20 protein-coding genes are annotated in these 26,411 nt (G+C 66.9%); 17 read left to right on the top strand and 3 right to left on the bottom strand.

The window, feature by feature from the left end; all coding sequences use genetic code 11:
- The first annotated feature begins 48 nt into the window (after positions 1-48).
- From pcaH to tuf, 13 genes are all read left to right on the top strand, one after another.
- Positions 49-873, top strand: a complete 825-nt coding sequence (pcaH, locus tag LOC60_RS01965) for a protocatechuate 3,4-dioxygenase subunit beta (RefSeq protein WP_442860356.1) — start codon at positions 49-51, stop codon at positions 871-873.
- Complete coding sequence (gene pcaG, locus LOC60_RS01960; RefSeq protein ID WP_230021175.1) at positions 873-1,439, top strand: protocatechuate 3,4-dioxygenase subunit alpha; 567 nt, start codon at positions 873-875, stop codon at positions 1,437-1,439. Before pcaH ends, pcaG begins: the two co-directional genes overlap by 1 nt.
- A 2-nt stretch (positions 1,440-1,441) precedes the next feature.
- On the top strand, positions 1,442-2,854 hold the full coding sequence (locus LOC60_RS01955; RefSeq protein ID WP_230021174.1) for a lyase family protein: 1,413 nt from the start codon (positions 1,442-1,444) through the stop codon (positions 2,852-2,854).
- A complete protein-coding gene (locus LOC60_RS01950) occupies positions 2,851-3,663 on the top strand; it encodes an alpha/beta fold hydrolase (RefSeq protein WP_230021172.1) in 813 nt (270 codons plus the stop codon). The genes LOC60_RS01955 and LOC60_RS01950 overlap by 4 nt, the downstream gene beginning before the upstream one ends.
- Positions 3,664-3,715: 52 nt before the next feature.
- Positions 3,716-4,072, top strand: coding sequence for a 4-carboxymuconolactone decarboxylase (pcaC, locus tag LOC60_RS01945; RefSeq protein ID WP_230021368.1), 357 nt, complete (start codon positions 3,716-3,718; stop codon positions 4,070-4,072).
- A 58-nt stretch (positions 4,073-4,130) separates the two neighbouring features.
- The gene (locus tag LOC60_RS01940) at positions 4,131-5,330 is read left to right on the top strand and encodes a thiolase family protein (protein WP_230021170.1); all 1,200 of its coding nucleotides are present in this window, start codon (positions 4,131-4,133) and stop codon (positions 5,328-5,330) included.
- A gap of 32 nt (positions 5,331-5,362) precedes the next feature.
- Positions 5,363-6,046, top strand: coding sequence for a 3-oxoacid CoA-transferase subunit A (locus tag LOC60_RS01935; RefSeq protein WP_230021167.1), 684 nt, complete (start codon positions 5,363-5,365; stop codon positions 6,044-6,046).
- Positions 6,043-6,708 carry a 3-oxoacid CoA-transferase subunit B gene (locus LOC60_RS01930; protein WP_230021166.1) on the top strand — a complete coding sequence of 222 codons (666 nt, stop codon included), beginning with the start codon at positions 6,043-6,045 and terminating at the stop codon, positions 6,706-6,708. The genes LOC60_RS01935 and LOC60_RS01930 overlap by 4 nt, the downstream gene beginning before the upstream one ends.
- Before the next feature lie 19 nt (positions 6,709-6,727).
- A complete protein-coding gene (locus LOC60_RS01925; RefSeq protein WP_230021164.1) occupies positions 6,728-7,510 on the top strand; it encodes an IclR family transcriptional regulator domain-containing protein in 783 nt (260 codons plus the stop codon).
- Positions 7,511-7,851: 341 nt separating this feature from the next.
- Positions 7,852-8,226 carry a 30S ribosomal protein S12 gene (gene rpsL, locus LOC60_RS01920; protein ID WP_146361060.1) on the top strand — a complete coding sequence of 125 codons (375 nt, stop codon included), beginning with the start codon at positions 7,852-7,854 and terminating at the stop codon, positions 8,224-8,226.
- A gap of 1 nt (position 8,227) precedes the next feature.
- Complete coding sequence (gene rpsG, locus LOC60_RS01915; RefSeq protein ID WP_146361062.1) at positions 8,228-8,698, top strand: 30S ribosomal protein S7; 471 nt, start codon at positions 8,228-8,230, stop codon at positions 8,696-8,698.
- A gap of 110 nt (positions 8,699-8,808) precedes the next feature.
- Positions 8,809-10,923 (top strand): elongation factor G, encoded by a 2,115-nt coding sequence (gene fusA / locus LOC60_RS01910; protein WP_230021162.1) that lies wholly within the window; start codon positions 8,809-8,811, stop codon positions 10,921-10,923.
- A 219-nt stretch (positions 10,924-11,142) separates the two neighbouring features.
- Complete coding sequence (tuf, locus tag LOC60_RS01905) at positions 11,143-12,333, top strand: elongation factor Tu (RefSeq protein WP_230021153.1); 1,191 nt, start codon at positions 11,143-11,145, stop codon at positions 12,331-12,333.
- 49 nt (positions 12,334-12,382) lie between these two features.
- Here the strand turns inward: tuf and LOC60_RS01900 are convergent, their stop codons facing one another.
- The 3 genes from LOC60_RS01900 to aroA are packed head-to-tail and all read right to left on the bottom strand — an operon-like array spanning position 12,383 to position 18,685.
- On the bottom strand, positions 12,383-14,395 hold the full coding sequence (locus LOC60_RS01900) for an oxidoreductase (protein ID WP_230021150.1): 2,013 nt from the start codon (positions 14,393-14,395) through the stop codon (positions 12,383-12,385).
- A 7-nt stretch (positions 14,396-14,402) separates the two neighbouring features.
- The gene (locus LOC60_RS01895; protein WP_230021147.1) at positions 14,403-15,641 is read right to left on the bottom strand and encodes an acyl-CoA dehydrogenase family protein; all 1,239 of its coding nucleotides are present in this window, start codon (positions 15,639-15,641) and stop codon (positions 14,403-14,405) included.
- A complete protein-coding gene (gene aroA, locus LOC60_RS01890; RefSeq protein ID WP_230021144.1) occupies positions 15,638-18,685 on the bottom strand; it encodes a 3-phosphoshikimate 1-carboxyvinyltransferase in 3,048 nt (1,015 codons plus the stop codon). The genes LOC60_RS01895 and aroA overlap by 4 nt, the downstream gene beginning before the upstream one ends.
- A 395-nt stretch (positions 18,686-19,080) precedes the next feature.
- Here aroA and LOC60_RS01885 point away from each other — a divergent pair, with 395 nt between their 5' ends.
- The 4 genes from LOC60_RS01885 to rplC all read left to right on the top strand — a co-directional run bounded on the left by LOC60_RS01885 (position 19,081) and on the right by rplC (position 26,407).
- On the top strand, positions 19,081-24,699 hold the full coding sequence (locus LOC60_RS01885; RefSeq protein WP_230021142.1) for a hypothetical protein: 5,619 nt from the start codon (positions 19,081-19,083) through the stop codon (positions 24,697-24,699).
- A gap of 85 nt (positions 24,700-24,784) precedes the next feature.
- Positions 24,785-24,916, top strand: coding sequence for a hypothetical protein (locus tag LOC60_RS16150; protein ID WP_269440128.1), 132 nt, complete (start codon positions 24,785-24,787; stop codon positions 24,914-24,916).
- Between the two features lie 508 nt (positions 24,917-25,424).
- Positions 25,425-25,733, top strand: a complete 309-nt coding sequence (rpsJ, locus tag LOC60_RS01880) for a 30S ribosomal protein S10 (protein ID WP_146361073.1) — start codon at positions 25,425-25,427, stop codon at positions 25,731-25,733.
- A 17-nt stretch (positions 25,734-25,750) separates the two neighbouring features.
- A complete protein-coding gene (rplC, locus tag LOC60_RS01875; protein WP_227918739.1) occupies positions 25,751-26,407 on the top strand; it encodes a 50S ribosomal protein L3 in 657 nt (218 codons plus the stop codon).
- The last annotated feature ends 4 nt before the right edge of the window (positions 26,408-26,411 follow it).

The raw sequence follows: 26,411 nt of genomic DNA, 5'->3' as shown, positions 1-26,411 counted from the left end.
GCTTGGAAAGCCGGAGCGCGAGGGCGCGCTTCATTGAAAGGAAGACCCATGGAAATGGAAGAGAATCTTTTCTCGAACAGCCATGTCATCGAGAAGCTGGATGCGGCAGAGGCCTCGCAGGACCAGATCTCCGCTGAAATCGCCTCGGTCCACGCCGACTACTCCAAGGGGGTGGACGACGGCGCCGCCGAGGAAACCCAGCCCCGCATCGATTTCACTCCCTACCGCAGCTCCCTGCTGCGCCACCCCACCAAGGATCCGCACCACGTGGACCCCGAAACCATTGAGCTGTGGTCCCCGGCCTTCGGGCACCAGGACGTCCACGCGCTCGAGAGCGACCTGACCATCCAGCACAACGGCGAGCCGATGGGGGAGCGGATCATCGTCCGCGGACGCATCCTCGACGGCGACGGGCACCCGGTCCGCAACCAGCTGGTGGAAATCTGGCAGGCCAACTCCGCCGGCCGCTACATCCACAAGCGCGACCAGCACCCGGCCCCGCTGGACCCGAACTTCACCGGCGTCGGGCGCTGCATCACCACCGACGACGGATCCTACGAGTTCACCACGATCAAGCCCGGCCCGTACCCGTGGAAGAACCACTACAACGCCTGGCGGCCGGCCCACATCCACTTCTCGCTCTTCGGGACCGACTTCACCCAGCGCATGATCACCCAGATGTACTTCCCCGGGGATCCGCTTTTCGCCCTTGACCCGATCTACCAGTCGATCACCGACTCCAAGGCCCGCGACCGCCTCGTGGCCACGTACGACCACAACATCACCTCGCATGAATGGGCCACCGGCTACAACTGGGACATCGTGCTCACCGGCAGCAACCGCACCTGGATGGAAGACGAGGACGCAGAGTAATGAGCGAGCAGAAGCTAACCGCCACGCCCGGCCAGACCATCGGCCCGTTCTACGGCTACGCCCTTCCCTTCGAGAGGGACAACCAGCTGCTTCCCCCGGGGATGCCCGGCAGCATCCGCCTGCAGGGCACCGTGACCGACGGCGCCGGGGACACCATTCCGGACGCCCTGCTGGAAATCTGGCAGGCCGACGCCGACGGCAACATCCCGCAGCGGACCGGTTCCCTGGTCCGCGACGGCTACACCTTCACCGGCTGGGGCCGTACCGCCGTCGACAATGTCGGCAACTACACCTTCACCACGGTGAACCCGGGCCCGACGGAGGAGGGATCGGCACCCTTCATCTCCTTCGTCATCTTTGCCCGCGGCCTGCTGAACAAGCTGCACACCCGGATGTACCTGCCGGATGACAAAGAGGCGCTGGCCCGCGATGCCCTGCTGTCCTCGCTGCCCGAGGAACGCCGGCGCACCCTGATCGCCACACGCGAGGCCGACGGCGGGCTGCGCTGGAATATCTGCCTGCAGGGCGAGGACGAAACCGTCTTCCTCGCCTACCCCGGGTCATAGCGGTGGGTGCAGCTGACAGTGCGGACTACGGGCTGCTCTCCCCGGTGTGGGCGGGAACCCGCGCCGCGGAACTGACCGGAGACCGCCAGTTGCTCCAGGCGCTCCTGGACGTGGAGCTCGAGTGGGTGCGCGTGCTGGCCTCCGCCGGACTGGCGGATCCTGACGCCCCCGCTGCGGTTGCGGCTGTCAGCGACGCCTCCCGGTACGACGCTGCGTCCCTCGCCGAGCGGGCACAGGGCGGCGGCAACCCCGTGATTCCGCTGCTGGCCGACCTCCGCACGCAGGCACGCGCGCAGTCCCCGAAGGCAGCGGCCGCCATCCACCGCGGCGCCACCAGCCAGGACATCATGGACACCGCCCTGATGCTGCTGGCCCGGCGTGCCCTGGAAGCGGTCCTGGCGGACGCCGACCGGGCCGCCGCTGCCCTGGCCGAAACGGCCCGCCGCCACGCAGCAACCCTGTGCGTGGCCCGCACCCTGACCCAGCACTCCCTTCCCTCCACGTTCGGCCTGCGTGCCGCCCAGTGGCTGCACGGCGTCGGCAGCGCCACCCAGGGGCTGCGCACCGCCTCCGGGAACCTGCTGCTGCAGTGGGGCGGCGCCTCCGGTACCCTGGCGGCGCTCACCCTGACTGCGGCTTCCGCACCGGGGCCTGTTCGCCCAACCGCCTTCGACCTCACTGCGCGGCTGGCGGATGCCCTTGGCCTGGCTGCCCCCGTGGCACCGTGGCAGACCAACCGGCTGCCCGTGACCGCACTCGGTGCCGCACTGCAGGACTTCACCGCGGCGGCCGGGAAGGTCGCCAACGACGTCCTGCTCCTCAGCCGCCCGGAGATCGGTGAAGTCTCCGAACCGCGTGCCGCCGGCCGCGGCGGTTCCTCCGCCATGCCGCAGAAGCAGAACCCCGTCCTGTCCGTCCTGATCCGCAGCGCTGCCCTGGCGGCACCCGGATACGGGATGCAGCTGAACGCTGCCGCGGCGGCCGCGGATGATGAACGGCCCAGCGGTTCCTGGCATGTCGAATGGCAGGCACTGCGCTCCCTGCTGCGCCTCGCCGGGGGAACTGCCGCCAAGCTGGCCGAACTGGCCGAAGGCCTCCAGGTCTCCACCGACGCGCTGGCCCGGAACCTGGAATCCGCCGGACCGCTCGTGGTCAGCGAGAAAATCATGGCTGTCGCAGCCCCGCTGCTCGACGACGGCGTGCCCGGGCGCGGCAAGGAAGTCATTGCCGGCGCGGTCGCCCGCTCCCTGTCCTCGGGCGAGCCCTTCGAGGAGCTGCTGCGCAGCGCCGTCCCCGCGGAAATCCTCTCCGACGCCGAACTCAAGAGCCTCCTCGACCCCGCCGAATACCTAGGGGAGGCCGCCGCCCTCATTGAGCGGATCATCGCCGCCTACCCCGGAAAGCCCTCAGCATGAGTACCCCCGCCATCAAGGCCACCCGCCTCTCCAGCGCCGGCCCCGCAGCCCCCGTCCTGATCGCCGGCCCGTCACTGGGCACCGCATCCATGCCGCTGTGGAGCCGTGCGGCCGCCGCCCTGGACACCTTCACCGTCATCGCCTGGGACCTGCCCGGACACGGTGCCAGTCCCGCCGCCGAGGAACCGTTCAGCATCGCGGACCTGGCCGCCGCCGTCGCCGCGATGGTCACCGGTGCCCGCAGCGCCGGAGACATTCCCGCAGACGTCCCGGTCTTCTACGCCGGGGTGTCGCTGGGCGGCGCCGTCGGGCTGCAGCTGGCGCTGGACCACGGATCGCTGTTCGACGGCGTGGCCGTCCTCTGCTCCGGAGCCAAGATCGGCGAGGCGGGGGCCTGGGAGGAACGCGCGGAAACGGTGCGCGTCCAGGGCACACCCACCCAGGTGGTCGGCTCGGGCCAGCGCTGGTTTGCACCGGGATTCATGGACCGGGAGCCCGCTGCCGCTTCTTCCCTGCTGCATTCGCTGCAGGACGCCGACCGCTTCTCGTACGCCCTGTGCTGCCGTGCCCTTGCCACCTTCGATGTCCGCGGACGCCTGCCGGACATCACGGTTCCGGTGCTCGCTGTGGCCGGGGCTGACGACGCCGTCACGCCGCCGTCGTTCGCGCAGCTTATTGCGGACCGCGTTGCCAACGGAACCGTCGCCGTCGTCGACGATGCCGCACACCTGGTCCCGGTGGAGCAGCCGGACGCCACCGCAGACCTGCTGAAGGATTTCTTCGGCGCACAGTACCTCGAAGGGAAGTAACGCAGTGATCGCAGACGCCGGCAAGAGCAGGCAGGACGTTTACAACGAGGGCATGGCGGTGCGCCGCGAGGTCCTCGGCGGCGAGCACGTGGACCGGGCCAACGCCGGCAAGGACGAATTCACCACTGACTTCCAGGACATGATCACCCAGTACGCCTGGGGCACCATCTGGACCCGTCCCGGACTTCCGCGCACCATGCGCAGCGCCATTACGCTGACCGCCCTGATCGCCCACGGACACCTGGAGGAGTTCGCCATGCACGTCCGCGCAGCACTGCGCAACGGCCTCAGCCGTGACGAAATCAAGGAGATCGTGCTGCAGTCGGCCATTTACTGCGGCGTCCCCTCGGCCAACTCCGCCTTCAAGGTGGCCCAGGGTGTTTTCCGGGAGATCGACGCCGGGGCCTGAGCCGCGGAATGTCCCTTCTCCCTCTTCCAGTTTTCGCTTTCCAGCTCAAGGAGTACCGGTGAACCAGGCTTATATCTACGACGCAGTCCGCACCCCCTTCGGCAAGTTCGGCGGTGCCCTGGCCGGAGTCCGCCCGGACGACCTGGCCGCGCAGGTGATGAAGGCGTCCGTCTCCCGGGCTCCCGGACTCGATCCCGAGCGCATCGACGAAGTAGTGTTCGGCAACGCCAACGGCGCAGGCGAGGAAAACCGCAACGTTGCCCGCATGGCCACACTGCTGGCCGGACTGCCGACCTCGATCCCGGGCACCACGGTCAACCGCCTCTGTGGCTCGTCCCTGGACGCCGCACTGATCGCCTCGCGGCAGATCAACACCGGCGAGGCGGACCTGATGCTCATCGGCGGCGTCGAATCCATGAGCCGTGCCCCCTGGGTGCTGCCCAAGAACGAGAAGCCGTACCCGGCCGGAGATTCCACCCTGGTCTCGACCACGCTGGGCTGGCGGCTGGTCAACCCGGCCATGCCCGCGGAATGGACAGTGTCCCTGGGCGAGGCCACCGAGCAGCTGCGCGAGAAGTACGGCATCACGCGGGAACGCCAGGACGAGTTCGCAGCCGCCTCCCACGCCCTGGCCGCCCGGGCCTGGGACGAAGGCAAATACGCGAACCTGACCGTAGCCGTGGACGGTGTGGACCTGGACCGGGATGAAAGCATCCGCGCCGGTTCCACGGTGGAAAAGCTCTCCACGCTGCGCACCGTTTTCCGTCCCGCATCGGAGGATGCCTCCGGCGGTACCGTCACGGCGGGCAACGCCTCACCGCTGAACGACGGCGCGTCCGCCGCCTGGCTGGGCAGCGAGAAAGCCGCCGGGATCCTCGGGCTGGAGCCCCTGGCCCGGATCGCCGGCCGCGGCGCCGCCGCCAACGAACCGCAGTACTTCGGGTACGCCCCGGTGGAAGCGGCCAACACGGCGCTGAAGCGGGCCGGCATCAGCTGGAGCGACGTCGGCGCCGTTGAACTCAACGAGGCCTTTGCCGCCCAGTCGCTGGCCTGCCTGGACGCCTGGGACGTTGACCCCGGCATCGTCAACGCCTGGGGTGGCGCCGTAGCCATCGGCCACCCGCTGGGTGCTTCCGGAACCCGCATCCTCGGCACGCTTGCCCGCCGGCTGCAGGAATCCGGAGAGCGCTGGGGCGTGGCCGCAATCTGCATCGGCGTGGGCCAGGGCCTCGCCGTCGTGCTCGAAAACGCCAACTGAGAATCCCGCCACCGAAGACGTAAGGAAAAACCGTGCTCAACATTGTGCAGGACGTTGATGAGGCAGTTGCGCCCATCCACGACGGCGCCACCGTCATGATCGGCGGGTTCGGCCAGGCCGGACAGCCCGTGGAACTCATCGAGGCGCTGCTGCGCCAGGGTGCCAGGGACCTGACCGTCGTCAACAACAACGCCGGCAACGGCGAACACGGGCTGGCCGCCCTCATCGGCGCGGGCCGGGTGAAGAAGATCATCTGCTCCTTCCCGCGGCAGTCCGACTCGCAGATCTTCGACGCGAAGTTCCGCGCCGGCGAGATCGAACTGGAGCTCGTGCCCCAGGGCAACCTGGCCGAGCGCATCCGCGCCGCCGGTGCCGGCATCGGCGGGTTCTTTACGCCCACCGCCTACGGCACCCCGCTGGCCGAAGGCAAGGAAACGCGGATGATCGACGGCCGCGGCTACGTCTTCGAAACCCCGCTGCACGCGGACTTCGCCCTGGTCAAGGCCCTGCGGGCAGATAAGGCCGGCAACCTGGTCTACCGGAAGACCGCCAGGAACTTCGGACCGATCATGGCCGCCGCCGCGAAGACCGCAATTGTGCAGGTCCGCGAGATCGTCGACATCGGCGAGATGGACCCTGAAGTAGTGGTGACCCCCGGAATCTACGTCAACAGCCTGGTCCGCGTGGACCGGGAGAAAGCGCCGGCTGCAGCATGAGCAACCAGACCGAAAAGCTGGGCAAGAACGACCTCGCCGCACTGGTGGCTGGTGATATCGCCCCCGGATCCTTCGTGAATCTGGGCATCGGCCAGCCCACCCTGGTCTCCAACTACCTGCGGCCGGAACAAAACATCACCCTGCATACCGAAAACGGGATGCTGGGCATGGGCCCGGAAGCCGCCGGCGGGGAGGTGGACCCGGACCTGATCAACGCCGGCAAGATTCCGGTGACCGAGCTGCCGGGTGCCGCCTATTTCCACCATGCGGACTCCTTCGCGATCATGCGCGGCGGGCACCTGGACGTGTGTGTGCTGGGCGCCTTCCAGGTTTCCGCCTCCGGTGACCTCGCGAACTGGCACACCGGTGCCCCGGATGCCATCCCGGCGGTCGGCGGTGCAATGGACCTGGCGACCGGTGCCAAGGATGTCTACGTGATGATGTCCCTGTTCACCAAGGACGGACTGAGCAAACTGGTGAAGGAATGCAGCTACCCGCTTACCGGCGTCGGGTGTGTGACCCGCGTCTACACTAGTGAAGCGGTCTTCCTGCTGAAGGAGGACGGTGTCCACGTCCGCGAGACCTTCGGCACCACGTTCGAAGAGCTGGCGGCAAAGATGGACATCCCGTTGATCCGCGGCGCCGCCGACAGCGGGAAGTAACTAATCACATGGGGGACAGGTGAGCGGGACGGTGCCGGCCAGCGACCAGTTTGTGCAGTCGCTGGCCCGCGGCCTGGTGGTGATCCGGGCATTCGACGCGGACAACGTGCAGATGACCCTGAGCGAGGTTTCCCGCCGGACAGGGCTGACGCGGGCCACGGCCCGCCGCTTCCTGCTCACCCTTGTGGAACTCGGCTACGTACGCACCGACGGGCGGACCTTTGAATTGACGGCACTGGTCCTGCAGCTGGGGTATTCCTATCTGTCCGGCCAGTCCCTGCCCCAGCTCGCGCAGCCGGTGCTGGAAGACCTGTCCCGGGAGATTTCCGAATCCACGTCGGCGTCCGTGCTGGACGGGGACGAGATTGTCTATATTGCCCGCATCCATACCCGCCGGCTGATGACCGTTGGCATCAGCGTGGGGACCCGGTTCCCCGCCTATGCCACGTCCATGGGCAGGGTCCTGCTGGCCGGGCTGCCGGAGGACCGGTTCGAGGACTATGTTTCACAAGTCCGTCTGCGCCCGCTGACGGAACGCACGGTCACGGACCCGGACCGGCTGCGCGTCCTGGTGGCGCAGGCGCGGGAACGGGGCTGGGCCATCGTGGACCAGGAGCTGGAACTGGGACTGCGCTCCGTGGCCGTTCCCGTCCTGGATCCCAAGGGGGAGGTGGTGGCTGCCCTGAACACCTCCATGCAGGCGACCGCGGGCCTTACCCTGGAAGAAGCGGCTGCCCGCGTGCTTCCGTACCTGCAGCAGGCCTCGGCCACGATCACCTCGGCCCTGAGTGCCCGCAGCTAGTGACGCTGCCCGCACTTTCCTCCGGAACCCGTTAAGTCTGCTAGACTGAAAACCAATTGTTTGTGTGGCAGTGGATGAAGGCCGCTCGCGTGCCCCCCGTGGAGAGATACTCGGGGGAATGCATTCCGAAAGGAATGGGCGGGCCTGTTTCCGGGTTGCGGGGTCCTTGCGCAACGAATGCCACACTTTTGCACGCCTACGGTCGCTTTCGGCGAGAATATCGGAACTTCTCGGGGCATTGCGGCAACGACTTGAAGCGCGTCGCCCCGGGATCGGCTCTTAGCCGGCAGCGGGGCGAGGCAACCAGAGAATTATCTCGAGAAAAAACGGAGAACACGAAAGTGCCTACGATTCAGCAGCTGGTCCGCAAGGGCCGCTCACCCAAGGTCTCCAAGACCAAGGCTCCTGCCCTCAAGGGCAGCCCGATGCGCCGTGGTGTCTGCACCCGCGTTTACACCACCACCCCGAAGAAGCCGAACTCGGCTCTGCGTAAGGTTGCACGTGTCCGCCTCAACGGCGGCATCGAAGTAACCGCTTACATCCCCGGTGTGGGTCACAACCTTCAGGAACACTCCATCGTGCTGGTGCGCGGTGGTCGTGTGAAGGACCTTCCCGGTGTCCGCTACAAGATTGTCCGCGGTGCCCTCGATACCCAGGGTGTCAAGAACCGCAAGCAGGCTCGCAGCCGCTACGGCGCGAAGATGGAGAAGAAGTAATATGCCCCGCAAGGGTCCGGCCCCCAAGCGGCCGCTCGTACTGGATCCCGTCTACGGCTCCCCGCTGGTCACGCAGCTGATCAACAAGGTTCTGGTAGACGGCAAGAAGTCCACCGCAGAGCGCATCGTTTACGGTGCACTTGCAGGCGCACAGGAGAAGACCGGACAGGATCCGGTTGCAGCCCTGAAGAAGGCCATGGACAACATCAAGCCGAGCCTTGAGGTCAAGTCCCGCCGCGTTGGCGGCGCCACTTACCAGGTTCCGGTTGAGGTCAAGCCGGGCCGTGCAACCGCACTGGCCCTGCGCTGGCTGGTTGGCTACTCCAAGGCCCGCCGCGAGAAGACGATGACTGAGCGTCTGCGCAACGAAATCCTGGACGCTTCCAACGGTCTTGGTGCAGCTGTGAAGCGCCGCGAGGACACCCACAAGATGGCCGAGTCCAACAAGGCCTTCGCCCACTACCGCTGGTAATACGCCAAGCTGACGGCAAACGCTGATGGCCCTGTGGCCCGCATTTTGCGGGCCCGGGGCTTCAGCCGGATAAGCGCCGTTGACGGAAGCAACCAAAAAAGGGAGAAACCGTGGCACTTGACGTGCTTACCGACCTGAATAAGGTCCGCAACATCGGCATCATGGCCCACATTGATGCCGGCAAGACGACTACCACCGAGCGCATCCTGTTCTACACGGGTGTCAACCACAAGATCGGCGAGACCCACGACGGTGCCTCCACGATGGACTGGATGGCACAGGAGCAGGAGCGGGGTATCACCATTACCTCCGCAGCCACCACGTGCTACTGGGACAACAACCAGATCAACATCATCGACACCCCGGGTCACGTTGACTTCACTGTCGAGGTTGAGCGGTCCCTGCGCGTCCTCGACGGCGCCGTTGCTGTCTTCGACGGCAAGGAAGGCGTTGAGCCGCAGTCCGAGACTGTCTGGCGCCAGGCCGACAAGTACGACGTTCCGCGCATCTGCTTCGTCAACAAGATGGACAAGCTCGGCGCTGACTTCTACTTCACCGTAGATACGATCATCAACCGCCTCGGTGCCAAGCCGCTGGTCCTCCAGCTGCCGATCGGCTCCGAGAGCGAATTCGAAGGCGTCGTTGACCTCATCGAAATGCGTGCACTCACCTGGCGCGGCGACGCCAAGGGTGACGTGACCATGGGCGCCAAGTACGAAATCGAGCCGATCCCCGCAGAACTGCAGGAAAAGGCCGAATCGTACCGCGCACAGCTCGTCGAGACCGTTGCTGAAGCCAGCGACGAACTGATGAACAAGTACCTCGAAGGCGAAGAGATCAGCATTCCGGAGCTGAAGGCCGGCATCCGTAAGCTGACCATCAACTCCGAGGTCTACCCGGTTCTGTGCGGCTCTGCCTTCAAGAACCGCGGTGTGCAGCCGATGCTGGACGCCGTCGTCGACTACCTGCCCAGCCCGCTTGACGTTCCGAACATCAAGGGCCACGACATCCGCGACGAAGAGGTCATCCTCGAACGCGCCGCAGATGCCAACGCTCCGTTCTCGGCTCTGGCATTCAAGGTCGTGACGCACCCGTTCTTCGGCCGTCTGACCTACATCCGCGTGTACTCCGGTCACGCTGCTTCCGGCGCCCAGGTCATGAACGCGACCAAGCAGAAGAAGGAGCGCATCGGAAAGCTCTTCCAGATGCACGCCAACAAGGAAAACCCGGTCGACGAAATCACGACGGGCCACATTTACGCCGCCATCGGCCTGAAGGACACCACCACGGGCGATACCCTGTGCGACCTTCAGGAACCGATCGTGCTGGAATCCATGAGCTTCCCGGAGCCCGTGATTTCCGTGGCCATCGAGCCGAAGACCAAGGGTGACCAGGAGAAGCTCTCCACGGCCATCCAGAAGCTCTCCGAAGAGGATCCGACCTTCCAGGTCTCCCTCGACGAAGACACCGGCCAGACCATCATCGCCGGCATGGGCGAGCTCCACCTGGACATCCTGGTGGACCGCATGCGCCGCGAGTTCCGCGTCGAGGCAAACGTGGGCAAGCCCCAGGTTGCCTACCGCGAAACCATCCGCCGTGCAGTCGCCAAGCACGACTACACGCACAAGAAGCAGACCGGTGGTTCGGGTCAGTTCGCTAAGATCCAGATCGCCATCGAGCCGCTGGATACGTCCGACGGCACGTTCTACGAATTCGAGAACAAGGTCACCGGTGGTCGCGTTCCGCGCGAATACATCCCCAGCGTTGACCAGGGTATCCAGAGCGCACTTACTGACGGCGTGCTCGCCGGTTACCCAGTTGTCGGCATCAAGGCGACGCTGCTTGACGGCGCGTACCACGACGTCGACTCCTCGGAAATGGCGTTCAAGATTGCCGGACGGCAGGCTTTCAAGGAAGCCGCCCGTATGGCAAGCCCTGTCCTGCTTGAACCGCTGATGGATGTTGAAGTCCGCACCCCTGAGGAATACATGGGTGAAGTTATCGGTGACATCAACTCCCGTCGCGGCCAGATGCAGTCCATGGAAGATGCAGCCGGCGTAAAGGTCATCCGGGCACACGTCCCGCTGTCCGGCATGTTCGGTTACATCGGCGACCTGCGGTCGAAGACCCAGGGCCGCGCCGTGTACTCCATGTCCTTCAACAGCTACGCCGAGGTCCCGAAGGCAGTTGCCGACGAGATCATCCAGAAGACGCGCGGCGAGTAAAACTTGGAGGGTGGACCGGTTTACGCCGGGCCGCCCGCCGTGTGCGGCCGGTCCGGGCTTCGGCCCGGACCGGGCGCATAGCCAGACTGAGCGGCCTTGCGAGGCTGCTGCGGAAATCGGCAATTTCATCAAATAAACAGCCCCAAGTAGACTTACATCAGTTTCAGTTGCGAAAAGCGCGGCTGGAGATTGAGTCTTCTAACTCTCTAGGAGGAACCCGTGGCGAAGGCAAAGTTCGAGCGGACTAAGCCGCACGTCAACATCGGCACCATTGGTCACGTTGACCATGGAAAAACGACGTTGACCGCTGCCATTTCGAAGGTGCTTGCTGACAAGTACCCTGATCTGAATGAAAAGCGCGATTTCGCTGCTATCGACTCTGCACCTGAAGAGCGCCAGCGCGGCATCACCATCAACATCTCGCACATCGAGTACCAGACCGAGAAGCGCCACTACGCACACGTAGACGCCCCCGGCCACGCTGACTACATCAAGAACATGATCACTGGTGCAGCACAGATGGACGGCGCAATCCTCGTGGTTGCCGCTACCGACGGTCCGATGGCCCAGACCCGCGAGCACGTTCTGCTTGCCCGCCAGGTTGGCGTTCCCTACCTGCTGGTCGCACTGAACAAGTCCGACATGGTTGACGACGAAGAACTGCTCGACCTCGTGGAAATGGAAGTTCGCGAACTGCTGAGCTCCCAGGACTTCGACGGCGACAACGCTCCCGTCGTCCGTGTTTCCGGCCTCAAGGCTCTCGAAGGCGACCCCAAGTGGGTTGCAGCCGTCGAAGAGCTCATGGAAGCCGTTGACAACAACGTGCCGGACCCGGTTCGCGACAAGGACAAGCCGTTCCTGATGCCGATCGAGGACGTCTTCACGATCACCGGTCGTGGAACCGTTGTCACGGGCCGCGCCGAGCGCGGTACCCTCGCCATCAACTCCGAGGTCGAGATCGTCGGCATCCGTCCGGTCCAGAAGACCACGGTTACCGGTATCGAGATGTTCCACAAGCAGCTTGACGAAGCATGGGCCGGCGAGAACTGTGGCCTGCTGCTCCGCGGTATCAAGCGCGAAGACGTAGAGCGTGGCCAGGTTGTCGTAAAGCCGGGTTCCATCACCCCGCACACCGACTTCGAAGCCAACGTCTACATCCTGTCCAAGGATGAAGGCGGACGCCACAACCCGTTCTACTCGAACTACCGCCCGCAGTTCTACTTCCGCACCACGGACGTAACCGGCGTCATCACCCTCCCCGAGGGCACTGAAATGGTTATGCCCGGCGATAACACTGAGATGAGCGTTGAGCTCATCCAGCCGATCGCAATGGAAGAGGGCCTCGGCTTCGCTATCCGCGAAGGCGGCCGCACCGTTGGATCAGGCCGCGTCACCAAGATCATCAAGTAATTTGATGATTTAGCCTGAACCTCACCGGTTCTTAGCAGGGCCCCGTTGCTTATGGCAGCGGGGCCCTGCTGCTTTTAACCGCAGGGCCGGCCTGCGTTCCTTTCCCGTTGAGCAGCCGTGCCACCGCGGTACCGGCAGCCAGGCCCTGCTCGAACGCCCGGACGGCATTCAGCCCCGTGGCGTCCAGGGCACCGCCGATCACTGTGACGGGGATACCCCGTGCGGTCAGCTGCGCCTCGTGCGGATTGTGGGACACCTGTCCCGCGGCCAGGACGACGTCGTCCGCGGCCAGCAGCTTCGCTGCGCCGTCCGGGTCCCGGACCCGAAGCCCCGCGGCGGTTATCTGCAGCGGCGTGGTGTTGGCCAGGGTCCGGACACCGGCGGCCCGGATCTCCTGCAGCACCGCCCACCGCGTGGAGGGGCCGATCCCGTCACCGATCCTGCCGCCCCGGCGCAGGATGGTTACCTCCCGGGGACCGCCGGGAACTGCGGCGTCGGCCAGCAGGCGGGAAAGGTCCACTGCAATACCGCCGGCACCAATAAGAACGACGCGGCGGCCCAGCCGCGCCGGGTCGGCAAAGGCCTGCCGATAGTCCAGCACCGGGAGCAGCCCGGCACCGGGCAGGCCCACGGTCCGGGGCAGGACACCGGTAGCCAGGACCACGTGCAAGTAGCCGGCCAGCTGCTCGGTGTCGGGAGCGGCACCTGCGAGGACGGAAACGCCCAGCCGGCCCAGTTCATGGCTGAAATAACGGATGGTCTGCAGGAAGTCGGCCTTGCCGGGCACCTGCCCGGCCAGCCGGAACTGTCCGCCGATGCTGCCCTCCTGCTCGTACAGGTCGACCTTGAGTCCCGACCCCGCCAGCGTTGCGGCGGCCTGCATCCCGGCCGGGCCGGCTCCCACTACTGCAACGCGCACACGGGACGCACCGGGCGGCGGGACCGGCCGCAGCGGGAACTGGGCTTCCCGGCCGGCCCGGGGGTTCACCAGGCAGGAGACCGGTGCGGCACCCAGCGAGCGGTCGATGCAGGCCTCGTTGCAGGCTATGCAGGTATTGACGAGGTTCGAGTCGCCGCGCCGGGACTTAGCCACGATCGCAGGGTCGGCGAGGAAGGGCCGGGCCATGGAAACCAGGTCGGCGTGCCCGGCCGCCAGGGCCCGCTCGGCCAGCTCCACCGAGTTGATCCGGTTGCTGCCAATGACCGGGACGGCCACCTCCGCAGCCGCCAGTGCCGCACGGATTCCGCCCGCAATTTCCATCCAGCGTCCGTGCGGAACCATGCCCTGTACGGAGGGGACCCTGGACTCGTGCCAGCCGATGCCGATATTGACCGCGTCGGCGCCGTCCCGGGCCAGCGCCAGCGCCAGATCGGCCGATTCTTCCGGCGTGCTCGATCCGGCCACGAAATCGGCGCCGGACGTGCGGTAGATGACCGGGTAGCCTTCGCCCACCGCGCTGCGGACCGCCTGGAGCACCGCCCGCGGAAAGGCCTGCCGCCGCTGCGGATCCCCGCCCCAGCGGTCACGGCGGAGGTTGGTCAGCGGTGAGGCAAACTGGTTGATCAGGTAGCCCTCGGAGCCCATGATCTCCACGGCATCAAACCCCAGGGCACGCGCAGTACCGGCACCGGCGGCGAAGTCCGCAAGGGTGTCATCGATCTGCGCCTGCGTCAGTGCCCGCGGCAGGGTGCGGGAAAAGGGAACCTCCGACGGGGCGACCGGGCGGAGACCGTAGGTGGTTTCACGGGCATAGCGTCCCGCGTGGAACAGCTGCAGGGCGAGCCTGCCGCCGGCGGCATGCACGGCGTCGAGCATCGGGGACACCAGCGCCGCCGCTTCGGGTTCGTTGATCAACAGATAGTTGGGGCCGCCGGCGCCGGCACGGTTCACTGCGGCACCGCCCGTAACGATAAGCCCGGCCCCGGCGGCCGCCCGCTCCCGGTAGAACGCGGCCAGCGCGCCGGGGTCGTCCTCACGGTTCAGGTGCATGGAGCCCATGACGATCCGGTGGTCCAGGCGCAGGGAACCGATGGAAACTGGGGAGAAGACCCGGTCCAGCACGCCGGTATCAGGGCCGGACAGCGGGCGCCGCCGATTCCGGGACCAGACCGGCGTCGGCCGACGGCGCCTGGGCCCGGCCTAAAATGCCGCGGGCAATCACTGTCTTCTGGATTTCGTTGGTCCCTTCTTCGAAGCGCTGCGCCCGCGCATCGCGGTACACGCGTTCCATGGGCATGCTCTTCCAGTACCCGACGCCGCCGTGGACCTGCAGGGCCTTGTCCGTTACCCGGGTGAGCATGTCGACGGCGGTCAGCTTGGCCATGGAGGAAAGGGAGCCTGCATTGGCGGTGCCGTCCTGCCAGGCCTGGGCGGCATGCAGGGCCAGCGCCCGGGCCGCCTCGATGTCGGCGGCGTTCTCCGCGAGGGCGAAGGCGACTGCCTGCCGGGCGGCGAGCGGCTTCCCGAAAGTGGTGCGGTCCAGTGCATAGCGGACCGCGAGCTGCTGGGCACGCTGGGCCAGGCCGACGCAGCTCATCGCGACGGAGATCCGGCTGGGGGTGAGGAAGCCGCCCAGGGCGACGGCCAGCCCGTCCCCCTCCGCGCCGAGGCGGTTGGCCACGGGGACGGGGGTCCGGGTGAAAGTGAGGGAGGCATGGTCGGTGCCGCGGACACCCATGGTCTCCGACGTGTCTTCCACCTCGACGCCGGGGGCATGCCGGTCCACCAGCAGCGCCACGGTGCCCCGGCTGCCTGTGCTGCCCGCCAGACGGGCAAAAAGCAGCCAATAGTCGCAGCGCACTCCGAAGGTGATCAGGTGCTTGCGGCCGGTGAGGTAATAGGTGTCACCCGTCCGCTGCACGCTCGCAGTGATGTCCGCGCCCGTGCCGTTGCCGGGTTCCGTCAGGGTGAAGGCAACGATGAGGTCGCCGGCGACCGACGGGAGGACGAATTTCCGCCGCTGGTCGGCGTCGGCATACGGATTCATGGCCCGCCAGGTCCCGTTGACCACGTGCACGATCATGCGGACCGAGGCATGCGAACGGGAAAAGACCTCCATCAGCCCCATCCACTGGACGAAACTCAGCCCCCGGCCGCCGAGCTCCGCGGGTGCTGCGAGGGAGAGGAACCCGGCTCCGCGCAGCTCCTTCCACAGGGCATCGGGCACCGATCCGCTGGATTCGATGATCCCGGCCCATTCCTCGCCGGGACCCTCAACCCACGCTGTTACGGCCGTGAGCAGCTCAAGGTACTCCGGCTCCGGGATGCTGCTGCCCCGTCCATCGGCAGTGACGGCTGCACTAATCATCGGGTGCTCCAATCGGGTGCCGGGAAACTGCGGGCGGCTTCGCGCAGCAGGAACTTCTGCACCTTGCCGACTGCGTTGCGGGGAATGGCATCAAGCAGTTCGAGGCGTTCGGGCCAGTAATGCCTCGAGACGCGGTGCCGGTCGAGGAAAGCGGTGAGATCCGCCAGCTGCGGGTGCATGCCTGCCGCCGGGACCACAAAGGCGCAGGCCCGCTCGCCCAGCCGTTCATCGGGCATGGCGGCCAGGGCAACATCCCGCACGGCAGGATGCCGGTAGAGCAGCTGCTCGATTTCTGCCACCGGGATTTTCTCCCCTCCGCGGTTGATGATGTCGCGAACCCGCCCGGTAATGCGCAGGAATCCGGCGTCGTCGAGGATCGCCGTGTCGCCCGTGCGGTACCAGCCGTCTTCGGTAAAGGCTTCCTTGGTCAGGTCCGGGCGGTCAAGGTATCCGTCAAAGACGGTAGCGCTGCTGAGTTCGAAGTTGCCTTCCGCACCGGGCGGCAGGAGATGCCCGGCGTCGTCGACAATCCGGGTCCGCACCCCCTCCAGCGCGCGCCCGTCGGTGCCCCACATCTGTACCGGTTCATCCCCGGGGGAGGCCAGGGTGCCCAGGCAGGTTTCGGTGGTTCCGAACGCACCGCAGATCCCGGCACCCAGGACGCGGGTGGCCCGCTCGGCCAGGTGCCGGGGAACCGCCGCCCCGGTGGCTACGAAGATGCGCAGGCTGGCCGGAGCGGGGGCACCTGCGTCGACGGCGGCAACCAGGTCGGTCAGGAACGGGGTGGCCGCCTGGACGAAGGTGGCCCGCCAGCCGCGGATGAGCTTCAACGCCTGTTCGGCGTCCCAGACCGGCTGCAGGATCTGCGGGCAGCCGAGAACGAACGAGAGCCACATGCCGTAGAGGAAGCCGGTCTGGTGGGCCAGTGGCGACGGGATGAAGACGGCGTCGTCGCTGGTGAGGCCCAGGTGCGCTGCGGCCATGGCCGCCGCACGGCTAAGGGTTTCATGGCGGTGCACCACACCCTTCGGTTCGCCCGAGGTGCCGGAGGTGAACAGCAGCTGTGCTGCGTCCCCTGCATCCGGGGCAGGCCGTGCACGGAGCACGGTCCCGGGATGCGCCCGGCGCAGGGCACTGCCCCAGTCCGTGAACCGCGGGCCGCCGGGAACGGAGGGGAGGGGAAGCGGCGACGCCGGATCCCGCAGCACGAGGACATCCGCCAGCGGGGGAGGCGGCACCGCATCGGTTCCGTCCGCGCGCTGCAGCAGCCCCGCGAGTTCCTCGGCCGGCCGGCGTCCGCGGAACTCTTCAACGGCAACGAAGACGCGGGCGCCCGCCCGGTGCAGTGCCAAGGCGACCTCGCGCTCCCGGAAAATCGGCATGACCGGCGCGGCGACGGCGCCCAGGCGAAGGACGGCCACGGTGAGGATCACGAATTCGCTCCGGTTGGGCAGCTGGAAGGCCACCCGGTCACCTGATGACACCCCCAGCTCCAGCAGTGCGGCTGCCGCACGGTCCGCCTGTGCGTCGAGTTCGGCCCAGGTGAGGTGCCCCGATGCGCCGGTGCCGCCGTCGGCCACCGCCGTTTCGTTGGGCCGTTCGGCGGCCCACCGCCGCACCCAGTCCGGGCCGGTCACGGCTGCGGATGCCTCAACGGCGGCCGGTCCGGTGATACTTCGGGAACGGGTGCCCCTGGCGGTCCGGGCGGGGCGGGCGGGCCGGCTCGGGCGGGGACGCCGGATCGCTCCGTCTTCGACCTGCATCCGCAGCCCGAAGGCTGTCATGGCCTCCAGGTATTCGGGATAGGAGATGCGGTAGGCATTCGGATAGGTGAGGGTGCTGCGTCCCTCCGCTGCAGACGCCGCCACGGCCAGGGACATCAGCACCCGGTGGTCGTTAAAGGAGGAGAGGTCCGCTCCGTCGAGGCCGCCGACGCCGCGGATCGCCAGGGTGGAGCCCTCCACGGTGAGGTCGGCGCCCATGGAGTTCAGCTGCAGCATGGCGGCCACCCGGTCGGACTCCTTCATCCGCACATGGTCAATGTTGCGGAAGACGCTGCGGCCCGTCGCGAAGCAGGCCAGCACGGACAGCACAGGGAGCATGTCCGGCACGCGGCGGCAGTCCACGTCCACCGGCTGCAGGTCCAGGCCCGGGTGGCGGACCCGAACCGCATCCGCCGCCGGATCGTAGGCCATGGGGACCCCCATTTGCGCTGCCAGATCCAGAAAGTCCGCCTCGGGGTGGTCCGAGCCGGCCGAGGAGACTGCGTGCAGGCCGGTGAGGGCTATGTCCGCGGGATGCAGGGCCGCGGCAGCCAGGCCGAACGCGGCCGACCCGATATCCGGCGGCATTTGCAGATCCGCCGGCACCGCCTGCTGGTTCGGCGGGATCCGAAAGCGCCGAAAGTCCGCCGAGGCCTCCACCTGCAGTCCGAAGTGCGCCATCATGGCGAGGGTCAGTGCCACATAGCTGCCCTCGTTCTGCGGGCCGTCCACCACCACAGTGGTTTCCGTACGGGCAAAGGGCGCCAACAGCAGGAGCCCGGAAATCCACTGTGACAGCGTTCCGGATATGTGGACAACGCCCCCGAGCGGCCGGCCGTGGGCCACGCGCAGGGGAGGGCAGTTCCCCTGCGCGGCGATGTCCACCCCCATCTCGCCCAGGGCTGCCAGCAGTGCGCCGATGGGACGGCGCTGGAAGTATTTCTGCCCGGTCACGACGACGTCGCGTGTTCCCAGCGACGCAAGTCCGGCCATAAAGTACAGCGTGGTTCCGGAGCTGCCGGCGGAGACGGTGGCGCGCTGCGGGCGGTACGGCCCGCCATGGACAACGAAGGTGTCATCCTGCACCTCTATTTCCGTCCCGAGCCCGCGCAGCGCGGCTACCGTGTACTGCACATGGCGGGCGTCGGTAAGCCCGGAAATCCGACTGGTGCCGGGCGCAAGGGAAGCCAGTATCAGCGCCCGGTGGGCGTGGTATTTGGAGTTGGGAACCTGCACCGTTCCGGAGATGCCGGCGTGCGTTCCAAGAACCGAAAGATACATGGCCGAAAGGCCTTCCCGTTCGTCTGGTGCCTCCCGCGGGGCCGTCCTGCCTCCCACGGGGCCGTCCTGCGCCGACGCTACCAGTTCGGTATCCGGGCCGGAACGGCCCGCGGGCAGACCGGCAGGTTCCTCCGGTGTTTCCCTCCGGGGTTTTCCTCCAGGGTTTCCCTCCGGGGTTTTCCTCCTGTGTTTCCCTCCGGGGTTTCCTCCGGGGCGTCCCCGCCCGGGACCGCCGCCGGTTGTGGACGTGCCGTGTCGGGACTATGCCTGCACAGGGGCCCCGGAAGCTGCCCGTGCGGAACCTTGCCCACAACGGGATCGAATAGTTACCGGGATGTGAGCTGCGGCACCCTAGGATGGTCTGCAGTCGAGCTCAACCGGAAGGTAGCAGTTTCATGGGGGTCTTCCTTTTCCTGGCCGCAGTCGCGGCCAGTTTCGCCATAGGGCGGGCGGCAGGCAAGAAAGCGGTCCAAACCGTGGACAGCCACGGCAGGCCGCTGCCGCCGCCGGCCCAGATCTACGAAGAAGGCTACCGGGCGGGCTTCAGGGACGCGGCAACGCGTTCCGGATTGCCGGCTCCGGCTGGTGCCCCGCAGCCTTCCGCGGCTTCGGGGGTGTCCGCCGCACCGGCTCCTGCTGCACCTGCTCCTGCGGGGCAGGCCCCTGCTGCTCCTGCGGGGCAGGCCCCTGCTGCACCTGCTCCTGCTGTACCTGCTCCTGCTGGGCAGGCACCCGTGGCTGCGACAGTCCCGGCCCCGGCGGCCGCCCCTGGAACCATGCCGCCCGCCGTGCCCCTTGCACCCGCTGCTACGTATGTCTCCTCATATGCGGCTCCCTCGTCCGTGTCCCCTGCAGCGGCTTCGTCCCCTGCAGCAGCTTCGCAGCCCGCCTTTGCCGGAGGGCCCGGCGCCCGAACCCCGAGTGCTCCGGTCCCGCCCCGGCCGGTTGCTCCCAGGCCGGCTCCGCCGGTCAAGACGGAAGCGCAGCTGAAGGAAGAAAAGCACCGCCGGGACCTCCGCAACATCAACATCACGCTCTACTCCGCCAGCCTCCTGCTGGTGGCTGCGGCGGCGCTGTTCATCGGCCTGGCCATTCCCGCAGAGGCCCGTTTCTTCGGCGTCGTCGCTGTCACTGCACTGTTCTACATATCCGGACTGGTCGTTTACTCCCGCAGCACCCGCCTTCGGCCCGCAGCCGTTGCCTTCACCGGTACGGGGCTGGCCTTGATTCCGGTGGTCGGACTCGCCTTGTTCAATTTTGTGCTTCCGGACGGTCCCGCGGCCTGGCTGGTCACTTCGGTGGTTGGAACGGCGGCGTTCGCCTACGCCGCGGCAAGAATCGAAAGCAGGGTGGTCACCTATCTGGCCCTGACGTTCCTGCTGTCCTCGGGCCTGGCCTCGGGTGCGGCACTGAGGTGGGGAATCGTCTGGTATTTCCTCTTCACCGTTATCCTCGCCACCTTGATCAGCCTCGCCGCCGTCCGGCGTCCCGGATGGCTGAACAATCTCTATGTTGATGCCTTTGTCCGTTCCCACCGGTACCTGGTTCCGGCCACGGCCATCGCTTCCGTCCAGATCGCCGGGCAGTTGAGCTCGGCGCAGCTGGGCGTACTGTTCCTCGCCTTCGCCCTCTATTACGCCGTGATGCTGGGGCAGGGTCCCGCCCGGGATCAGCTCGTCAACAGCTACGGATTGAGGGCTGCGGGCACCGTGGGCCTTACGGCTCTGTTCTATTCCTTTACGGACAGTACGCAGTTGACGTTGCTGGCCTTCGCAGTGCAGGTGGCGGCACAGACCGCAGGGGTCCTGCTGCGCAGGCCCGTGTACGGCGCCGCGGCCCTGCTGCAGGTGGCCTCCCGGAGCACCGGGCTGCCGTTGGACCGGGAAACCGAAAACCTTCCCCCGACGGCAGAACCGGTATCCGCCAGGGATGCCGGCCCGCACGCTACGGCCGCGTCAGGCGGCGGAGAGCCGGGGTCGGCGCCGCCCGCCCCGCCGGAACTGCCCGCACAGGCACCTCCCGCACAGGCCGCACCCACGGCACCGGTATCCGGATCCGGATCCGCGGCTGAACCCGCTGTCAGCCTCAGGAAGAAGCCGGTTGTTGCTCCCGAAGTGGCTGCCCGCAGGTTCTTCCGCGTGGATGTGGCTGCCCTGCTGGTCCTGCAGGCGTGCACGGCACTGGCGGCCGGACTCTGGTACGTGCTTCGCGAGTGGCAGGCTTCGGGAAGTTCCGCTGCGTTCACCGGGACAGCCCTCGTAGTCCTGGGCACGTATCTCGCCGCCGCCTGGAAACTGGGCGGACGCCTTGAGTTCGCTGTCCTGGTGCCGGTTGTCCTCGCCTTCGTGCCGAACATGTTGATGCCCGGCCGCGCACTGTGGCCGGGTGTCCTGGCCACCGCAGTCCTTGGGGCCTATCTGGTGGTCCGCGCGGTGCGGGGCCGTGCGGAGCAACGCCCCGTGTTCGTCCTGGCCGCGCGCGCTGCGGCGGTCCTGCTGGTACCGCTGACTGTCCTTGCGGCACTTGCCGGGGTGGACGGGGTGAACGCAGAAGCCTGGGCCCTGGCTGCGGCTGTCCTTGCCCTGACGGTCAACCAGGTCGTTTCGGTTCTCCGCACCAGGCGTGGAAAGCCGGAACATTTTTCGGGTGCCGCCATCAGTGCAGCGGCTGCGGCTGCCGCGCTGCTGACCCTGCAGCTTCGCTTCCAGGAGTCGCCGGGAACGGTGTTGACCCTGGTGGGGCTATGGACCGTTGTGGCCGGAAATGTACTGACATCCGCGCTGCGGCCCGGCGGTCGGTATGCTGCGGCTGCGCCTGCCGGATTTGCGGCTGCGGCGCTGATCGGAGCGGGTGTCCTGGGTATCAGGGGCTACGAGCTGCTTGCAGCCGCCGCTCTTTGCTACTGCGCGGTGCTGGCATGGAAGCCGGCGCCCAAACCGCACCGGACCTACTACATAGCGGCAGGACAGACCCAGCTTGTCGCCCTGGCTGCGCTGATAACGGCAGACCTCGGAGCAGGAGTGCACGGGATTTTCATCGCCATGGCGGTTTGCCTGGCGGTCGAGCATCTGCTGCGGATCATCCTGGACCGGAAACTCCGCGGGCTCGGATTGTCCCGGACACTTCTGTGGGCGACCCTGGCCGTGCTGGCGATGCTGCCGCCGCTTTACTACATCCTCACTTACACGGCGGCACGCTGGGGTACCGGAGTTGTCCTGCTGCTCATCGGCGCCGGTTCCGCGGTCCTCACCCAAAGCGCCTACACGCTTGGTGCCGCGGGCCGGACCCGCTTTGGTTTCCACGGCAGCGAGGGAGCCCCCGCGTTCGGTGCCTCTGCCGGTATGCCGGCCGGGAATGCCGGCGGCACACGCCGGGAGCACGAACCGAAAACCGGCGCTGCCGCTGCAGCAGCCCTGGTGCTGCTGCTGGCCATCGGGGTGCGGACAGTGGACGAAAGCGGAGCAGCGGTTGCCACCCTGGCTGTCCTCGCAGGAGCACTGGCCGCCAACCTCCTCACGGCACTGATGCTCCGGCGCAGCTGGGCGGCACTGACGGCACCTGCCGGCTTCGCCGCCGCCGCCGTCGTCGGAGCAGGGATCCTTGGGATCCCGGGCTACGGGATCCTGCTGACGGTGGCCCTTGCCTACTGCACGTACCTCATCCTGGGGCGGGATAATCCCTTCCGCGGCGCCTATCTCCTGGCTGCCCAGGTCCTGGCTGTTGTCCTGGCCGGGCTGGCGGCTGCTGACCTGACCGGCGACGTTCATCAGGTTTTCGCTGCGGTGGCCGTAGCCGTCGCCGTCGGGCAGGTGCTGCGGACCCTCCTTGCCGGGAGGCTGGACCCCCTGGGCCTCGCATCGTGGGCGCGGTGGGGCGGTCTGGCCGCATCCGCGGGAGTTCCCCTGGCATATTTGGCATTGCAGGGACCGACAGGGCGAAGCGGCATGCTGATGTTCCTTGTCCTGTGCGCCGCCGCTGTGGGAGTGCTCAGCCAGCTGGCTGCCGTCGTCGGGCTGCGGCGGGGCAGGACGATTCAGTCCGCTGCCGGGTTCCTCACGGCGTCCGCAGTGGTGGTGCTGCTCGCAACAATCGGTTCCCGTGGAATCGAGGGACAGGGAACCGGCTGGACGTTGGCGTTGCTCTGGACCGCGTTGGCCGCAAACACGGCCACGTCGCTGCTGCTTTCCGGCAGCTATCGGGCAGCGGCACTGGCAGGATTTGCCGCTGCGACAGCCGTGGGCGCCGGCATTCTGGGACTGCAGGGCTACGAACTGCTGGTCCTTGCAGCACTGGCCTACTGTGCGTACCTGGCGTTGAAGGGGGACGAGCCGAACCGTGGACCCTACCTGCTCGGAGTGCAGGGCCTGATAGTGGTCCTGACGGTCCTCGCGGCCGCCGACCTTGGAGCAGGTATGTACGGGCTGTACATTGCCGGCGGGGTGGCGCTTGCGGTGCAGCAACTGGTCCGCACACTGCTGCACCGCCGCCTGGACGCAGCCGGATACTCCGAAACGTCGCAGTGGCTAAGCCTGGTGCTGCTGGCACTGCTTCCGGCCTATTACGGACTCCAGGCCGGAAGCGCTGTCCACCGCGGGGTCGTGGCCCTTCATCTGTTCCTGCTTCTCATCACTGCTGCTGCGGTGTTGGTCCGGGGCCGGATGGGCAGCCATCCGCGGTCAGCCTGGGTGATCTATCCGGCAGCGTATGCGCTGGCGGCGCTTCCGCTGGTCCTTACCGACCTGCTGGAGTTCAGCATCCTGGGGCCGATCCCGGATCCGATCCTCTCGGTTGGAGGGGTTGGGGCGGTCCTGCTTGCCCTGGCCGCGGGGGCCATGTGCGGGGAAGCACGCCGGTCGCTGGACAGGCCCACCCGTACGGCCCTGCTGGCAGCTGCATGCGTTTACACCGTCGCCGTGATGGTGATCCCCCCGTTCGCGGAGAACAGCTTCCTGCCGGCCGCCGCGTTCATCCTGGGCGGAGCGATCTTCCTGGTTCTCTCCTACACCCGCAGCCGCCCGTGGCTGGCCGTTGGGCTGGCTCCCATGCTCACGGTGGGCATGGTGTTCCTGTTCCAGGGACTCTTTGACACAGTCCTGGCAGGCCTGGGGGAGGCGGGCTTCGCGTACCTCCTGCCGATCTGGGCGGCTGCCGCTGTTCTCCAAGGGGTCCGTCTCCTCACTCCCGTCCATCCGGTCGAAGCGTCGCAGCCCGGTGGAGCCGCGTCCCCGGCCGTTTTCCCCGGCCGGCTGCGCCGGCGGATCCTGGGCTCGGCTTCCGCCCTTATCCCGGCTCTGGCCGGCATACCTGCAATGGCTCCGGATGCGTCAGCCGCGGCCGGTGCACTGACCGTGGTCGCTGCCGTGGCCCTTGCCCTGCTCGAAGTTCCCCGCCGGTTCCGCGAGCCGGCTGTCCAGGCGGCGGTACTCGTGACCGCACTCGCAGTGCAGCGGATCGGCTGGCTCGCCCTGGGCGGGGTCAGCGGATTCTGGTCACTGCAGTATTGGGCCGCAGTCCTGGCCGGGATGGCTGCCTATGAGTTCCTTCGCCAGCGCGACCAGCGGGGCACCGTGGTCCTGGCGGTTTCGGCCGTCATCCTTTCCGCCAGCGGGCTCTCCACGGTCATTTCCGGGGGAGGGGGACGGCAGCTCTGGGCTCTGGTGGCGCATGCGGGGCTCCTGGCGTTCGGTCTGCTCGCCAGCAAGAGACTGTTCACCCTCTGGGGTGCAGCGGGTGTTGCGTTGGCGGTGCTCTGGTACCTGCGCGGCTACACCTTCCTGCTTCTGGCACTGCTGGGCATCGGGCTGATCGCCCTGGCCGTCTGGCGGCTGACACGCGTCCGGACGGACGAACCGGGGAACACCACACCACCTAGCCCCGTTTCCGGCTACACGCAGTCGCCGCCGGCACAGGGGAGTACCCCGTTGGCGTCCGGCGGCCCGAACACCGGCGGCGGGGAAGGCACGGTGCCGGAACCGCCGCGGATGCAGACCCCCGAGGAGGACCGCACACACTGACTCCGGGTCTGGTCCCGGAGCGCGCAGACGACGGAGGGCAGCCGCGCCCGCTGACGCCGGGACCATGGTCCGCTAGGCTCGGAGCATGGAACTTGTCATCCTTCTGGGTATCGGAGCCGCATTAGCTGCAGGCATCGGATGGTCCCGTAAGCGGTTCCGTCCGGAAATTGAGCGGGCGAAGCAGATCCGCCGGGCCAACCGGGACGACAGGCCCTGACTTTTTAAGGTGCCGCCCGCGGTGCGTTAGACTGGTGGAAGTTGACACGCTGCCAACCTGGGAGGTTACTCCGGGAGCGGCGTGCAGGACGGAAAAGACCGGACCGGGGAAGGCCGGAGGGAGACCTCCGGCGCAGATGCCTGATTAGCCATCTGTGCCCGAGTCTGGCAGACTAGAGAAGTTGTTCAAGCGCTTTTGTGCCCACACGCGCCCGTATTCCTGCGAACAGCAGGGACCAGGCAGTGGTGAGATTGCGTCCCGGTCAGGATAATGCCTGATGCAGGGTCGGATCCTTCAGGGAAAGAGCCCATATATAACCCGCCCCTACTCTTGCTCGGCGTCGTCGGTCTCAACACCGCGACACGCCCGAGCGCGGGGGTCGGAGCCTCGGCAGGGTGAGGAACCCGGAATTATCCGGATTCAGTCTGTTGGAGGGGCGCCAGGCCGTAAGGCAGTTCGGTGCAAAAACTGTACAGAGAGCATTACTCGAAGAAAGAGGCACGACGCCATGGCGGGACAAAAAATCCGCATCCGGCTGAAGTCGTATGACCACGAGGTCATCGACGTATCAGCACGGAAGATCGTTGAGACGGTCACGCGTGCAGGCGCAACGGTAGTAGGCCCTGTGCCGCTGCCCACGGAAAAGAACGTTTACGTTGTTATCCGTTCGCCGCACAAGTACAAGGACAGCCGCGAGCACTTTGAAATGCGCACGCACAAGCGCCTGATCGACATCATTGACCCCACGCCTAAGGCCGTTGACTCGCTCATGCGTCTCGACCTGCCTGCAGACGTGAACATCGAAATCAAGCTGTAGGGGGGGAGCGGATACTTATGTCTACTTCACTTACACGCCAGGTAAAGGGACTGCTGGGCACCAAGCTCGGCATGACCCAGGTTTGGGACGAGAACAACAAGCTCATCCCCGTAACCGTCGTCCAGGCTGACTCCAACGTCATCACGCAGCTGCGCAACGCGGAAAAGGACGGCTACACCGCCGTTCAGATCGGCTACGGCCAGATCGATCCGCGCAAGGTGACCAAGCCGCTGGCCGGCCACTTTGAAAAGGCCGGCGTCACGCCGCGCCGCCACGTAGTTGAACTGCGTACCGCAGACGCCGACACCTATGAGCTGGGCCAGGAACTCTCTGTTGAGATGTTCGCAGCCGGCCAGAAGGTCGACGTCACCGGAACCTCCAAGGGTAAGGGCTTTGCCGGTGTCATGAAGCGTCACGGCTTCCATGGCGTTGGTGCCTCCCACGGTGCACACAAGAACCACCGTAAGCCGGGTTCCATCGGTGGCGCATCCACCCCGGGCCGCGTCTTCAAGGGCGTTCGGATGGCGGGCCGCATGGGCGGCGTCCGTCACACCACCATGAACCTCACGGTTCACGGTGTGGACGCCGAGAAGTCGCTCCTGCTGATCAAGGGTGCCGTTCCCGGCGCCCGCGGCCAGGTCGTCCTCGTACGCTCTGCCGTGAAGGGAGATTAGTCTC

It is taken from the genome of Arthrobacter sp. zg-Y769 (assembly GCF_020907405.1).
Taxonomy (GTDB): domain Bacteria; phylum Actinomycetota; class Actinomycetes; order Actinomycetales; family Micrococcaceae; genus Arthrobacter_B.
This window is presented reverse-complemented; position numbering and strand designations above follow the sequence as displayed.